The following is a 13,926-nucleotide window of genomic DNA, read 5'->3' as shown; positions in this document are numbered from 1 at the left end:
CCCGCGCGGGGCCCCAAAACCACCCTGCGGGGGGGGCGGGCCCCCCCCCCCCCACACCCCCCCCCCCCCCCCCCGGGGGGGGCCGGCCCCCCCCCCGGGGCCCCCCCCCCGCCGTACGTGCGGTGCGAGGATCAGCCGGCCAGGCCGGCCATCCAGGCCTCGACCTCGTCGGCGCTGCGGGGCAGGCCGGCGGAGAGGTTCTCGTTGCCGTCCACGGTGACGAGGATGTCGTCCTCGATCCGGACACCGATGCCGCGGTACTCCTCGGGCACCGTCAGGTCGTCCAGCTGGAAGTACAGGCCGGGCTCGACGGTGAGCACCACGCCCGGCACCAGCTCGGCGTCCACGTACTCCTCGCGGCGGGCGTGCGCGCAGTCGTGCACGTCGAGGCCGAGCATGTGGCCGGTGCCGTGCAGCGTCCAGCGGCGCTGCAGGCCGAGCTCCAGCACCTTCTCGACGTCGTACACGGCCGGGTCGAGCAGGCCCCAGGCGAGCAGGCGCTCGGCGAGCACCCGCTGGGCGGCGTCGTGGAAGTCGCGGAACCGGCCGCCGGGCTTCACCGCGGCGATGCCGGCCTCCTGCGCGTCGTACACCGCCTGGTAGATCTTGCGCTGCAGCTCGTTGAAGCGGCCGTTGATCGGCAGGGTGCGGGTGACGTCGGCGGTGTAGAGGGTGTTGGTCTCCACGCCGGCGTCGAGCAGCAGCAGCTCGCCGGGGCGGACCTCGCCGTCGTTGCGCACCCAGTGCAGGGTGGTGGCGTGCGGGCCGGCCGCGCAGATCGAGCCGTAGCCGACGTCGTTGCCCTCGACGCGGGCGCGGCGCCAGAAGGTGCCCTCGATCCAGCGCTCGGAGGTGGCGACGGCCTGGCCGAGCTCGCGGACGACGTCGGTGAAGCCCTTGACGGTCGCGTCGCAGGCGGCCCGCAGCTCGCCGACCTCCCACTCGTCCTTGACCAGGCGCAGCCCGGACAGGAAGACCTTCAGCTCGTCGTCGCGCTCCTCGTCGAGCACGCCGGCCAGCGCCTCCTCCAGGGTGGCGTCGTAGCCGCGGACGATGCGGGTGGGCACGCCCTCGACGGCGGCCAGTTCCTCGGCGGCCTTGCGGACGTCGCGCGCGGGCAGGCCGAGCAGGGCCTGCGCCTCCTCCAGGCTGTGCCGGCGGCCGACCCACAGCTCGCCCTGGCCGTCCAGCCAGAACTCGCCGTTCTCCCGGTCGGAGCGCGGCAGCAGGTACAGCCGGAAGTCGTGGCCGCTCCCGCCGGTCGGCTCCGCGACCAGGACGGCGTCCTCGGTCTGGTCGCCGGTCAGGTGCACGTACTCGCTGGCGGCCCGGAACGGGTAGTCGGTGTCGTTGGCACGGACCCGCAGCCGGCCGGCCGGGACGACCAGCCGCTCGCCCGGGAACGCGGCGGACAGCCTGGCCCGCCGCTCGGCCGCATAGGGGGCCTGGGCGACCGGCTGCAGCCCGCGCAGCTCGGTGTCGGCCCAGCCGGACTTCATGGACGCGGCCAGCTCGTCGGAGACCTCCCCGTACAGGCCGTTCTTGCGGCCCTTGATCGGCTGGTCCTCCTCCTCGGCGGCCAGGCCCTCGGGGTTGTCGGACACTGCCGGGGTGCGGTCCTCGGTCACGTACGTCGCCTCCTTGCGCGCGTTTCCCCGCCCGGGCACGTCGGATCGCGACGTGGAAGGGCGGCCGTGCCCCCATGGTACGAGGACGGACCGAACGGCTGTCCGGGGCCGTCGGGTGCACCGGGGGCGGTCGGTCAGCAGAAGCGCAGTGCCAGCAGCACCAGGTCCTCGGTGCCCGCGGCGTCGCCGCCGGTGGCCTCCAGCAGGTGGGCGCAGAGCCGGTCCGGGTCGAGCCGGACGTCGCGCGGCGCGTCCGCGGCGGTCCGGCGCAGCGCGGCCTGCCCGGCGTGCAGGCTCGGGCCGCAGCGGCGGGCCAGGCCCTCGGTGTAGAGCAGCAGCAGGTCGCCTCGGTCGGCGGTGAGCTCGACGCCCGGTGCCTCCCAGCAGCTGAGCACGCCGAGCGGCGCGGAGAGCGAGGTCTCGACGAAGCGGGCCTCGTCCCGGGTGACCAGGATCGGCGGGCAGTGGCCGGCGCCGGCCAGGGTGACCCGCCGCTCGGCGGGCTGCACCCAGGCGTACACGGCGGTGGCGGTGCGCGCCGGCTCGGTGGTCTTGAGCAGCAGTTCGAGGTCGCCGAGCACGGAGACCGGGTCCTCGCCCTCCAGGACGGCGTAGGCGCGCAGCGCGGCCCTGATGCGTCCCATCGCGGCGGCCGCGCCGGGGGCGGAGGCGGGTCCGGCGCCGGGGCCGTCGCCGAAGACGCTGCCGACGGTCAGGGCGAGGGTGCCGTCGGGGAGTTCCACCGCGTCGTACCAGTCGCTGCCGGTGGCCTGCTCCAGGCCGGGGGTGACGCAGCGGGCGGCCAGCCGGATACCGTCCAGCACCGGCAGGCGGTCCGGCAGCAGGCCGCGGCGCAGGGCGTCGGTGGCCCGTCGGGAGCGGTCGGCAGCCAGCTGGCCGGCCAGCACGGGGGCGGCGAACTCGCAGTAGCGGAGCAGGAGTTGCTGGCGGCGTCCGCTCGGTTCGGCGGGCTCGTCGTAGAACCAGGCGGCGGCGCCGAGCGGGCCGTCCTCCGGGGTGCCGAGCGGCAGCGCGAAGCAGGCGCCGAGGCCGAGCTGGGCGGCGACCTCGCGGAAGCGCGGGCCGACCGACGGGTCGTCGGCGAGGTCGGCGATCAGCAGCCGGCCGCCGTCGCCGGCCCGGCTGAGCAGCCCGGCGAACGGGCCGTGTTCGACCGGCACCGTCTCCAGGGCGCCGATGCCGGAGCGGTCGAGACCGAGGCCGACGGCACGGCCGGCACCGCGCGCGGTGGTGGTGATCAGGCCGCGCCGGGCGCCGAGCAGGGCCGCACCGGACTCCAGGACGGCGGCCAGCGCGGCGTCCAGGCCGCGTGCACGGGCGAGCAGTTCGGTGTGCTCGTGGAGGCTGGTGAAATCGGACAGCCATCCGGCCAAACGGTCCTGCAGATCGCCGTCGGTGTGGTCGGCGAACTCGTCGCCGAAGAAGGCGGGCAGCGGGAGCACCGGCGCCAGGACGGCCGCCGCGGGCGACGTCCCGCAGGACGCTGCCGGGGCCGCCCCGCACGCCGCCGTGCCGGGCAGCGCCGCGCCGCTCACGGCCAGTCCGCTCGGCTGGGCGTCGGTCATGTCGCAACTCCCCACATACTGGTACGTGTCACGCAGGACTCCCGAGACCGGACAGAACGAGTGCTATCTCACTGTTCGGCAGCAATCCACCACTTGTACACAGGCCGATCGGGGCATGTCCATAAGCGTGACGCGGTCTCTCCCGACCGCTCGCGCGCGTCGTCGCGTGCGGCGCCGGGTGCGCCGGGGCGGGCCCGCGGCGGCGCCGTGCGGCTGCTCGGGCTGACGCTCGGTCAACCTGCGGTCCGGATCGTATGCTTCCGCCTCGCGACCGCTCCCCGGCCGGGGGCCGACTCACTCGTACGGTGGAACCGGCGGCCCACAGCGCGCGTCCATCCGGCCGTATGAGGGATTCTCGTTCCAGGGGCCGCGCGGCCGGGAGCCTCCGGGCGCCTCCCCCTCCCTCGTCTCACACCGCCCGCGCCCCGCGTCGGCGGTCGTCCTGATCCCACGGTCGCGGAGAGGAACGAGCGCCCATGCGTCGGATGCAGTTGCGGTGGCCGGGGAGCCGCCGACGGGAGCAGGGCGCGCTGCTGTTGGCGGCGCTGGAGGCGGCGGACCGCGGCTGGCCGGTGGTACCGGGCGCGCGCGCCGTCCGCGGGGTGTACGGCCCGTGCACCTGCGGCGAGGCGCGCTGTCCGCTGGCCGGGGCCCACCCGCACGACCCGCCGCTGGCCGCGGCCACCACGGACGGCCGCATGGTGCAGTGGTGGTGGGAGCACCGGGCCCCGGGCGCGCCGGTGGTGGCCGCCACCGGGCGGTCGCTGTGCGCGGTGAGCCTGCCGGCCGCGGCGGGGGAGCGGGTGCTGCGGTACTTCGCGGACGTGGGGGTGCCGGTCGGTCCGGTGCTGGCGTCGCCCGGGCGGTACGCGCTGCTGGTCGCGCCGTTCACGCTGGAGGACCTGGGCGGCCTGCTCGCCGAGCGGCCGTGGGTGCCCGGTTCACTGCGTTACCACGGGCCGGGCGGGTACGTCCTGCTGCCGCCCTCGCAGACCGGCGCCGGCGGGGTGCACTGGGTGTCGCCGCCGGCCGCGGACGCCCTGTGGCTGCCTCAGGTGGGCACGCTGCTGGAGGGGTTGATCGCGGCGAGTGCGGCCGAACCGGACGGCAGCCGACTGGCCTACTGAGCCCGGCGCACGACGGTGGCGCATCGGCGGCGCGGGGCGCCGCCGGGAATGGAAAATCCGGTCGCTGGCGACGGGGGATGCACCAGCGACCGGACTGTTTAAACAGTAACAAAGATCCGGCGGGGCGCCAATTTGTCCGCCCATGGCCGACCTGGCATTTTCGTCCCGCCCGGAGAAATGTGACCGGAGTCACATTTCCGTTCAGTTCAGGGTGATCTGACGGCTCACCAGGTTGGCCCGGGCCCGGCGCTCCTCCGCGGTCAGCGGCGCGGTCTCGGCCAGCGCGCCGGCCAGCCGCTCCGCGAACTCGGCCGCGGGCTGCTCGCAGTCCTTCGCCGAGAACTCCAGCGGCAGGTCCCACACCGGCACGGTCAGGCCGTGCGCCCGGAACGAGCCGACGAGCTTGGTGTCCTCGCCCAGCGAGCTGAGGCCGGCCGCGGACAGCCGCGCCAGCGCGTCCAGCAGCTTCTCCTCCGGCACCGTCATGACCCAGCGCAGGTGGTTCTTGTCCGGGGTGCCGCACCAGTAGGCGGCGTCCACGCCGGCGACCTTCTCGGTCGGGATCACCGAGGCGTTGGCGCGCTCCAGCGAGGCGGCGACCTCGCCGGTCGCGGACTCGGCGTCGTCCAGCCAGAACTCGAAGCCGGTGTGCACGGTGGGGGCGAAGCCCGCCGAGGTGTCCAGCAGGTCCTGCAGGCGGCGGCCGCCCGGCACCGTCCGGCGGGACGGCACCGGGGTGCCCGGCTCGGTGGCGAGCGCCAGCTCCAGCGCGTCGGCCAGGTCGCGGCTCAGGTCGCCCGAGCTCGACTGGGTCTGCAGGCCCAGCAGGATCGAGCCGTCCGCCCGGCGCAGCGCCGGCCAGGCCAGCGGCAGCACCGTCGCCAGCGTCACCGACGGCACCTCACCGACGGCGCCCTCCGTCACCCCCGCGGCCAGCGCCAGCGGAGCGGTCGCGGCGGGCACCAGCTCGCGCAGCGCGACCCAGTCGGCCTCGCCCGCGAGCCCCTCGAACGGGCGGTGCACCAGCTCCTGCACGGCGTGCGCGGCCTCCCGGCCGTGGCAGGCCTTGTACCGGCGGCCGGAACCGCACGGGCACTTCTCGCGCGCACCGACGACCGGGATCTCGCCGGTGGCGGTGGCGGTGCTGGGCTGCGACGAGGACTTTGCGGCCTTCTTGGCCATGGTGCGGCTCCCGGGAACGGCGACAGTGCACCCGCAGCCTACTGAGGTTCCCGCCCCGGCCCGGCGCGGACGCACCCGGCACACCGGCGCCCGGCGCCCGCTCCGCCCCGCGCGCCTAGGCCGCCGGGTCGTCGCGCCGCTCCGGTCGCACCGGCAGGGCGGCCCAGACCGTCACCTCGCCCGGCGCGTCGCGTACCCCCCAGGCTCCGGCCAGCTTGCCGACGATGCTCAGCCCGCGCCCGCCGCGCGCGGTCAGCGAGGGGCTGGCAGGCAGCGGCCTGGTCGGCGCTCCGCCGTCGGTGACCTCGACCACCAGCCCGTCCGCGTGTGTCCACCAGCGCACCAGGATGCCGCCCGGATCCGCGGATTCCTCCGCCACCTCCGCGCCGCCGTGCCGGGCCGCCGTCACCGACCGGACGAGCACCGCGTCCACCATGTCGGAGGTCGTCCGCTCGACCAGTTCCGCGAGCTTTCCCAACGGACGCGCATACCGACAGGAATTGCTGAGCAGTTCGGAGAGGATCAGCACCGCGTCGTCGACGACCGGTTCCGGTACCGCCCGCGCACCGAGCTCCCGGCGCATCCTCCGACGTGCCGCTCCGACGCCGGCCGGACCGTGCGGCACCGCCATGGTCGACGAAGTCGGCCCTGTCTTTTCGGGCACAGCACGCGCCACCATCAACGCCACCCCCGGGACCTCCTTCAGCATCTGCCGAGGGATGGATGCCCCCAGGGAATGCGTCGGAAACGACCGTTCGGCGATCGTGGGCCGACATTTCCAGGGCCCGCGACTCACGGTATTCAACCACCGATAAACCGCTTACGGTCTGTTGTGAAAGTCCGAAGAATTGAGCGTTCTCTGAGCATCCGTCAGTAGTTCCGCGCCCCGCCGTGCGCTCCGTGCACATCCGCCCACCGGGGTCACAGGCTCACGAGCTCACCGGCCGAGCTGCGCCAGCACCTCGCGCGGCCGGTTGGTGATCAGCGCCTCCACGCCCAGCTCCAGGCAGAGCTCGACGTCCTCCGGCTCGTCGACCGTCCAGACGTGCACCCGGTGCCCGGCCCGCCGCAGCGCCGTCACCAGGCCCGGGTCGCGCCGCACCAGCTCGATGCCGGGCCCCGCGATGCCGGCACCGCCGGGCAGCGCCCTGGTCCTGCCGAGCACCGGCAGCCTGCGCTCCAGCAGGTACACCGTCGGCACTGCGGGCACCGCCCGGCGGACCCGGTGCAGCGACAGCTCGGAGAAGCTCATGATCCGGACGGTGGACTCCTCCGGAGTGCGCGGCAGCAGCCCGTAGTGGTCCAGCAGCCGCACCAGCTCCGCCTCGGTCCGGCCCGCGTACCGGGTCGGGTGCTTGGTCTCGATGGCCAGCTCCACCCGGCGGCCCGCCCCGGCGACCAGTTCGAGCAGGCCGGCCAGGGTGAGGATGCCGCTCGGCCGCGGGGTGTCCGGCGAGTGCCAGGAGCCGAAGTCCAGCTCGGAGAGCTGCGCCAGCGTCATCGCGGACACCGCGCCCCGGCCGTCCGAGGTGCGCCGGACGGTGCGGTCGTGCACGCACACCAGCCGGCCGTCGGCGGTCAGCCGGACGTCGCACTCCAGCCCGTCCGCGCCCTCCTCGATCGCCCGGGCGTACGCCTCCAGGGTGTGCTCGGGCAGGGCCGCGGAGGAGCCGCGGTGCGCGATGACCCGGACGGCCGAGCGCTCGGGCGCCGGGAGGCCGGAGTCCGCCGGAGCGGTGCGGCGGATCTTCTGAGTGTCCACATCAACACCCTACGAGTGCGTAGATGTCCGATCGGATTCGGCACGGGAAACCCGTGGTGAACACCTCCGTCCGGCGGTCGGCGGCACCGGACGGAGGCCGTCGTGCCCTCGCGGGCCCGTCCGCTCAGTCCTCGGCGCGGGCCGGCCGGCGGGCCGTCAGCGGGGTCAGCGCCCAGGTCGCCAGCGCGGGCACCAGGAAGCCGAACAGCGAGGCCGAGGTCCACGGCTGCGGGGTGAAGCCCACCGCCGACTGCAGGCCCTGCCAGAAGTCCGTCCACCAGCCGGCGACCGCGGTCGGCGCCAGGAACTGGTAGGTGGCGAAGCCCAGCGCCCACGGCAGCAGCATCAGCCAGCGGGCGGGCGCGTCCTGCCCGGTGTTCCAGCCGTTCCGCCCGGCACCGAAGAAGTAGTCCACCGCGAGCACCGCCAGCAGCGGCACGAAGACCGCGCCGATCAGGTAGAGGAAACTCGCGTACGTGTCGTTGAACTCGCCCTCCTGGACGCGCAGCGCCAGCAGCGTCACCAGCGCGCCGATACCGCCGGTGAGCAGCCGCCGGTCCACCTTGGGCAGCAGGTTGTGCACCGACATCGCGGTCGAGTAGACGTTGGCGAAGGACTGGTCGGTCTCCCGGATCACCAGCACCAGCAGGAAGGCCCAGCCGGCCGCGACACCGGTGAACGAGGAGAAGATCTTCGAGCTGTCGCCGCCCGACTGCAGCAGCGCGATCAGGCCGAGCACGTAGCACCAGACCTGCGCCAGCGAGTAGCCACCGAAGGTGCCCCAGTAGGCCGAGCCCGGGGTGCGCGCGTGCCGGGTGTAGTCCGCGGCCAGCGGCACGAAGGAGATCGACACCGCGATGATCGCGTCGGTCGCCGACAGGAAGCCGTCCCAGTTGCCCGCACCCGGGTCCGGGAAGCCCTGCCGGGCCAGCTGGACGGTGAAGTACACCATCGCCACGCCGACCGCGATCGCCACGTACTTGCGCAGCACCGCGATCGAGCCGAGCGGCCAGATGGTGAGCACCGTGGTCAGCACGCCGGCCACCAGCACGAACAGCCAGCGCCAGCCCTGGGTGCCGGCCACCGTCTGGGCGCCGCCCGCGATCACGATCAGCTCGAAGACGCCCCAGCCGATGCACTGCAGGATGTTCAGCGCCGTCGGCAGGTAGGAGAGGCGGGTACCGAACAGCCCGCGCAGCACCGCCATCGCCGGGGCACCGGTGCGGGCGCCGATCAGGGCGGCCACGCCCAGCATCGCCGTGCCGATCACGGTGCCGGTGACGATCGCGGTGACCGCGGCCGCGAAGGACAGCTCGTGGCCGGGGGCGCCGAGCACGGTGGCGGCGCTCTGGAAGCCGATCAGGCTGACCCCGAGGTTGGCCCAGAGCGCGAACTGGGCGCGGAGGTCGAGCGTCCGCGGCGGGGCGGTGTCCAGGACGAGCGGCGCCTCGACGCGCCGGCCGGCCTCGACATCGGGAACAGGGGCAGGCGAAACAGCCGTCATGGCCGGAACTCCCTACGCCGGCATTACCCGGACAGGTTCAGGCGGTCAGCGCCCCCTCGTCCGGGCCCGGGCTCCGCCCGGCCGGTCGATCGGCGCACTCTCAGCCTGGAAGGTCCAAGCTCCCGCGTGTTCAGATGAGGACGACAGGCTAACGGGCCTCGCGCCGGACGCCAAGGCCCGGACGCCCGCGTTCCGCATCGCGGGACCGCGGGCCGCCGGCCGCGTGCCGCGGCCGCGCACACCCGCTCCGGCGCAGGTCGGGCGCATCCTGTCAGGGACGCCTAAGGATTCTTAGATGTTCTTCAGGAGGCTCCTTACGGCAACCGAATCAGCCATGCGAAACACTATGGGCCAAGGATCTGTCAGCTATGGAGGTCGTCCGTGAGCAACGAGCACGCGAGTGGGTCCACCGGGCCGCAGGAGGAGCAGCAGCTGCCCTCCGGCGAGCCCCGTACGGTGGGTCCGGCTCCTGACACCGCGGCGGCCGACGGGCCGCCGCCGGTCGTCGAGTCCGCGCCCACGCTCGCTCTCTCCAAGCTGAGCGAGCCGGCCCCGGCCGCGCCGTCGTACGGCGACGCGCCGCCGCCCGCCGCGCCGGCCGCGCCCACGTACATCGACGCGCCCCCGCCGGCAGCCCCGGCGGTGCCCACGTACATCGACGCGCCGCCGCCGGTGGTCGCGGCCACCCCGGCCCAGCCCGGGCACGCCAACCCCTACGCGGCACCGGCCGCCGCGGGCACCGACCCGTACGGCACTCCCGCGGCCCCGCCGCCGGCCGGGCCCACGCCCCCCGGCGAGGTGCACCACCCCTTCGGCGCCGGCCACCCGGTCGGCGGCTGGGGCCACCCGACCGGCGGCCCCGGCGGCGGCAACCCGGGCGAGCCCGGCGGCCCCGGCTACCCGTACCCGTACCCGTCGGCCGGCGGCCCGGCCCCGCGCCGCAAGCGCGGCGGCATGATCGCGCTGATCGCCGCGGTCGCGCTGGTCGCGGGCGTGGCCGGCGGTGCCATCGGCGCCGCGGTCACCGGCGACGACAGCTCCGGCGGCGCCACTCGCACCAGCACCACCGTCAGCGTCAGCGACAGCCGCAAGGTCACCGACCGCGCCCCGGACTCGGTCGCCGGCATCGCCGCCAAGGCGCTGCCCAGCACCGTCACCATCAAGGCGCAGGGCTCGCAGGAGTCCGGCACCGGCACCGGCTTCGTCTTCGACACCGAGGGCCACATCCTCACCAACAACCACGTGGTCGCCCCGGCGGCGTCCGGCGGCAAGCTCACCGTCAAGTTCTCCGACGGCTCGTCCTACAACGCCTCCGTGGTCGGCCGCGCCCAGGGCTACGACGTCGCGGTGATCAAGCTCGACAACCCGCCGAAGGACAAGCTCAACCCGCTGCCGCTCGGCGACTCCGACAAGGTCGCGGTCGGCGACGCCACCATCGCCATCGGCGCCCCGTACGGCCTCGAGGGCACCGTCACCACCGGCATCATCAGCGCCAAGGACCGCCCGGTCGCCTCCGGCGACGAGACCGGCCAGCAGGCGTCGTACATGAACGCCCTGCAGACGGACGCCTCGATCAACCCGGGCAACTCCGGCGGCCCGCTGCTCAACGCCTCCGGCGCGGTGATCGGCATCAACTCCGCCATCCAGTCCAACACCAGCGGCAACGGCCGGGCCGGCTCCATCGGCCTCGGCTTCGCGATCCCGATCAACCAGGCCAAGTGGGTCGCCGAGACGCTGATCAAGGACGGCCAGCCGGTGTACGCCATCCTCGGCGTGCTCCGCAACGACGACTACAAGGGCGACGGCGCCCAGATCCAGACCACCGCCGTCCAGGGCACCCCGGCCGTCACCCCCGGCGGCCCCGCCGACCAGGCCGGCCTCAAGGCGGGCGACGTCATCACCAAGCTCGGCGGCATCCCGATCGACAGCGGCCCGACCCTGGTCTCCGAGATCTGGACGCACAAGCCCGGCGAGAAGGTCGAGGTCGAGTACACCCGCGACGGCAAGGCCGCCAAGACCACCGTCGTCCTCGGCGAGCGCAAGGGCGACAACTGACCCCGGCCGAGGACACTCTGGGCCGGAAACGGAGTGCACCGAACCCGCTCCGACCCGTTAGGCTGACCTCCGCCAGGAGGGTTGCCCGAGCGGCCTAAGGGAACAGTCTTGAAAACTGTCGTGGCCTTGCGTCACCGTGGGTTCAAATCCCACACCCTCCGCGTGTGAGGAAGAAGTACCAGCTCAGGGCGGGTACCGACTTCGGTCGGTGCCCGCCCTCGGCGTTGGGCGGGCCCGGCGGGCCTGACGGGGCGCCATGGAACGGGCGAGCCCGGGAGGCAGGCATGCCCCGGACGGGTCGCCCGCCTTGCCGGGTGCGGGCCGGCGCCGTCCGATGGACGTGTGCCGTGCCCGTACCCCGGCGCCGTCCAGGGTGCCGGGCCGACGACAGGAAACCGCAGCCATGTACGTCCGCACCCTCTACACCACCGGTGACCCCGCCCTGATCGACGAGGCGCTCGACGCGCTGCGCGCCGAGGCCATCGGGCTGCTCACCGGTCAGCCCGGCTACCGCGGTTACGGGCTGTTCGCCGACCGGGCGCTCGGGAAGATCGCGATGGGCTCGTGGTGGGAGAGCGAGCAGGCCCAGCGGGACAGCGACGAGGCGCTGCGGGCCCGCCGCGCCGCCCTGCTGTCACCGTTCGCGGGCACCGTCACCACCGACGTCTGGGAGGCCGCCGTCTTCACCCCGCCCGCCCCGGCCTCGCCCGGCGCCGGCTTCCGGGTGGTGCGTGCCGACATCGACCCGGCCCGGATCGACGCCCTGGTCGAGCGGTTCCGCGAGACCCTGCTGCCCGGGATGGGACAGATCGACGGCTTCGTCTCCGGCACCCTGCTGGTGAACCGCGCGGCGGGCCGCGCCTCGGTCGGCACGATCTTCCGCGACCGTGCCGCGCTGGAGGCCTCGCGCGGCCCGCAGGCGGCCCTGCGGGCCAAGAACGCCCCGGCGGCCGGTGTCACCGTCCGCAGCCTGGAGGAGTTCGAGGTGGTCCTGCTGGACCGCCCGCACCACGACTGACCCCGGCGGCCGCACCGCCCGTCCGATCGGCACCCCTGACCGCCCGTCAGGGGTGCCGATCGGTGTTCGCGCACCGTCCTTGCCGCGCCCGCCCGACGGGGGCAGAGTGCAGATCGGACGGATGCGCGAGAGGCGGAGGCTGCCGTGGGTGATCTGGTCGACCGGCTGGTGTCGGGGCTCCCGGAGACGGCGGTCGCCGTCGACCCGGACGTGGTCGCCTCGTACGCCCACGACATGGCCGGGTTCTGCGAGGCCGGTTCGCCGGCCGTGGTTGTCTTCCCGGAGACCGTCGAGCAGGTGCAGCACGTGCTGCGGACGGCGACCGAGCTCCGGGTGCCGGTGGTGCCGCAGGGCGCCCGCACCGGTCTCTCCGGCGGGGCGAACGCCGTGGACGGCTGCATCGTGCTGTCGATGGTGAAGATGAACCGGATCCTGGAGATCGACCCGGTGAACCGGCTCGCCGTCGTCGAGCCCGGGGTGGTCAACGCCGAGCTCTCCCGGGCCGCCGCCGCGCACGGCCTGGCCTACCCGCCGGACCCGTCCAGCTGGGAGTCCTGCACGATCGGCGGCAACATCGGCACCGGCGCGGGCGGTCTGTGCTGCGTGAAGTACGGCGTCACCAGCGAGTACGTGCTCGGGCTCGACGTGGTGCTGGCGGACGGGCGGCTGCTGAGCACCGGCCGGCGGACGGCCAAGGGCGTCGCCGGCTACGACCTGACCCGGCTGCTGGTCGGCTCCGAGGGCACCCTCGCCGTGGTGGTGCGGGCGGTGGTCGCGCTGCGGCCGACCCCGGCCCCGCAGCTGGCCCTGGCCGCGGAGTTCCCCAGCACCGAGACGGCGAGCGCCGCGGTCTGCGCGGTGATGGCGCAGGGGCACGTCCCCTCGCTGATGGAGCTGATGGACTCCACCACCGTGCGCGCTGTCAACGCGATGGCGCGGATGGGGCTGCCGGAGTCCACCCGGGCGCTGCTGCTGGTCGCCTTCGACGGCCCGGCCAAGGAGGCCGAGCTGGCAGAGGTCGCGCGGCTCTGCCGGGAGGCGGGGGCGAGCGAGGTCGTCCCCGCCGAGGACCAGGCCGAGTCGGACATGCTGCTGGAGGCCCGCCGGCTCTCACTGCCCGCGATGGAACGGCTCGGCACCACGATGATCGACGACGTGGCGGTGCCGAGGTCCCGGCTCGGCGAGATGCTGGACGGCGTGGCCGCGATCGCCGAGCGCCACCGGCTGACCATCGGTGTGGTCAGCCATGCCGGCGACGGCAACACCCACCCGGTGGTGATCTTCGACTCCGCCGATCCCGACGAGACCGCCAGGGCGCGGGCCTCCTTCGACGAGATCATGGCGCTGGGCCTGGACCTCGGCGGCACGGTCACCGGCGAGCACGGGGTCGGTCTGCTCAAGCGCGAGTGGCTCGCCCGCGAGCTCGGCCCGGTCGGACTGGAGCTCCAGCGGCAGATCAAGACGGTCTTCGACCCGCTCGGCATCCTCAACCCGGGCAAGGCGCTCTGAAACCCGGGCAAGGCGCTCTGAAATCCGGGCAAGGCGCTCTGAAATCCGGGCAGGGCGCGCGGCGAGTCCCGAGCTCCCCGGGGCGGGCGCCCCGGCGCGCCCTGCCGTGGCATGCAACCGGCTCGACATCACGCTAAAGGGCGAAAAGGGTACGTCGAGCTATGCCTTTGTCGATTTGTTGCGGGAGTCTTCTCTCCGGCGGGCCCCGCCGACCGACCCAGGCCACGGAGGACATGCATGGCGAGCTTCACCGTCCCGCGCCCGACCCGCGCACCGGCGACCGCACAGGCCCCGGTGACCGCACCGGCCAGGGCGACCGCACCGGCCCCGGCGGCCACCGGCTGAGCCGGCCCTCCCGGACGGCCCGAGCAGGACGGCCGCACCACCCGCCGGCGGGGGCGCCGAGCGGCGGAGCGGCCCGCGGGCAGCCCGGGAAGAGGCAAGGACACCGGGGAGCGGAAAGGGTCTGCGCACACTCGGGCCGGGGGGGGCGGCCGCGCGGCCCCGGGCCCGCAGCGAGGGCCCGACCCGGGCCGCGGCCACACACCCCATCGC

At 74.5% G+C, this 13,926-nt stretch carries 10 protein-coding genes, 1 tRNA gene and 1 riboswitch; of the genes, 5 read left to right on the top strand and 6 right to left on the bottom strand.

Translation table 11 applies throughout. The features are described 5' to 3' along the window. Nucleotides 1–131 precede the first annotated feature (131 nt). Together AB0P35_RS39405 and AB0P35_RS39400 are read right to left on the bottom strand one after the other, a co-directional pair. Nucleotides 132–1,628, bottom strand: coding sequence for an aminopeptidase P family protein (locus AB0P35_RS39405; protein WP_363520848.1), 1,497 nt, complete (start codon nt 1,626–1,628; stop codon nt 132–134). 134 nt (nt 1,629–1,762) lie between these two features. Next, complete coding sequence (locus tag AB0P35_RS39400; RefSeq protein WP_363520845.1) at nt 1,763–3,214, bottom strand: PP2C family protein-serine/threonine phosphatase; 1,452 nt, start codon at nt 3,212–3,214, stop codon at nt 1,763–1,765. Nucleotides 3,215–3,690: 476 nt separating this feature from the next. Here AB0P35_RS39400 and AB0P35_RS39395 point away from each other — a divergent pair, with 476 nt between their 5' ends. Next, on the top strand, nt 3,691–4,341 hold the full coding sequence (locus tag AB0P35_RS39395) for a bifunctional DNA primase/polymerase (protein ID WP_363520842.1): 651 nt from the start codon (nt 3,691–3,693) through the stop codon (nt 4,339–4,341). A 201-nt stretch (nt 4,342–4,542) separates the two neighbouring features. On the opposite strand, the gene AB0P35_RS39390 is transcribed toward AB0P35_RS39395, so the two are convergent. The 4 genes from AB0P35_RS39390 to AB0P35_RS39375 form a co-directional block, all read right to left on the bottom strand. Next, a complete protein-coding gene (locus AB0P35_RS39390) occupies nt 4,543–5,523 on the bottom strand; it encodes a DUF5926 family protein (protein ID WP_095874004.1) in 981 nt (326 codons plus the stop codon). 115 nt (nt 5,524–5,638) lie between these two features. Further along, a complete protein-coding gene (locus tag AB0P35_RS39385) occupies nt 5,639–6,232 on the bottom strand; it encodes an ATP-binding protein (RefSeq protein WP_363520851.1) in 594 nt (197 codons plus the stop codon). 228 nt (nt 6,233–6,460) lie between these two features. Beyond that, nucleotides 6,461–7,207, bottom strand: a complete 747-nt coding sequence (locus AB0P35_RS39380) for a glycerophosphodiester phosphodiesterase family protein (RefSeq protein WP_179419555.1) — start codon at nt 7,205–7,207, stop codon at nt 6,461–6,463. A 202-nt stretch (nt 7,208–7,409) separates the two neighbouring features. Beyond that, nucleotides 7,410–8,789: a cytosine permease gene (locus AB0P35_RS39375; protein ID WP_363520839.1), complete on the bottom strand. Its 1,380-nt coding sequence runs from the start codon at nt 8,787–8,789 to the stop codon at nt 7,410–7,412. Then, nucleotides 8,784–8,925, bottom strand: a riboswitch (TPP riboswitch). It overlaps the preceding gene by 6 nt. 245 nt (nt 8,926–9,170) lie before the next feature. Between AB0P35_RS39375 and AB0P35_RS39370 the strand changes: the two genes are divergently transcribed. From AB0P35_RS39370 to AB0P35_RS39355, 4 genes are all read left to right on the top strand, one after another. Beyond that, on the top strand, nt 9,171–10,844 hold the full coding sequence (locus tag AB0P35_RS39370; protein WP_363520837.1) for a trypsin-like peptidase domain-containing protein: 1,674 nt from the start codon (nt 9,171–9,173) through the stop codon (nt 10,842–10,844). A gap of 75 nt (nt 10,845–10,919) precedes the next feature. After that, a tRNA-Ser gene (locus AB0P35_RS39365) sits at nt 10,920–11,005 on the top strand. A 242-nt stretch (nt 11,006–11,247) separates the two neighbouring features. Further along, nucleotides 11,248–11,862: a hypothetical protein gene (locus AB0P35_RS39360; protein ID WP_363520834.1), complete on the top strand. Its 615-nt coding sequence runs from the start codon at nt 11,248–11,250 to the stop codon at nt 11,860–11,862. A 144-nt stretch (nt 11,863–12,006) separates the two neighbouring features. Further along, nucleotides 12,007–13,371, top strand: coding sequence for an FAD-linked oxidase C-terminal domain-containing protein (locus AB0P35_RS39355; protein WP_363520832.1), 1,365 nt, complete (start codon nt 12,007–12,009; stop codon nt 13,369–13,371). Nucleotides 13,372–13,926: the final 555 nt, after the last annotated feature.

The organism is Kitasatospora sp. NPDC085879, from assembly GCF_040686255.1.
Lineage (GTDB): Bacteria > Actinomycetota > Actinomycetes > Streptomycetales > Streptomycetaceae > Kitasatospora.
The sequence above is the reverse complement of the archived record's forward strand: the minus strand, read 5'-3'. Positions and strand labels throughout refer to the sequence as shown.

Bases quoted from the DNA above. Each gene is read 5' to 3' on its own strand.
- AB0P35_RS39400 (WP_363520845.1), bottom strand. From the start codon at position 3,214: ATGACCGACGCCCAGCCGAGCGGACTGGCCGTGAGCGGCGCGGCGCTG.
- AB0P35_RS39395 (WP_363520842.1), top strand. From the start codon at position 3,691: ATGCGTCGGATGCAGTTGCGGTGGCCGGGGAGCCGCCGACGGGAGCAG.
- AB0P35_RS39390 (WP_095874004.1), bottom strand. From the start codon at position 5,523: ATGGCCAAGAAGGCCGCAAAGTCCTCGTCGCAGCCCAGCACCGCCACC.
- AB0P35_RS39385 (WP_363520851.1), bottom strand. From the start codon at position 6,232: ATGCTGAAGGAGGTCCCGGGGGTGGCGTTGATGGTGGCGCGTGCTGTG.
- AB0P35_RS39375 (WP_363520839.1), bottom strand. From the start codon at position 8,789: ATGACGGCTGTTTCGCCTGCCCCTGTTCCCGATGTCGAGGCCGGCCGG.
- AB0P35_RS39360 (WP_363520834.1), top strand. From the start codon at position 11,248: ATGTACGTCCGCACCCTCTACACCACCGGTGACCCCGCCCTGATCGAC.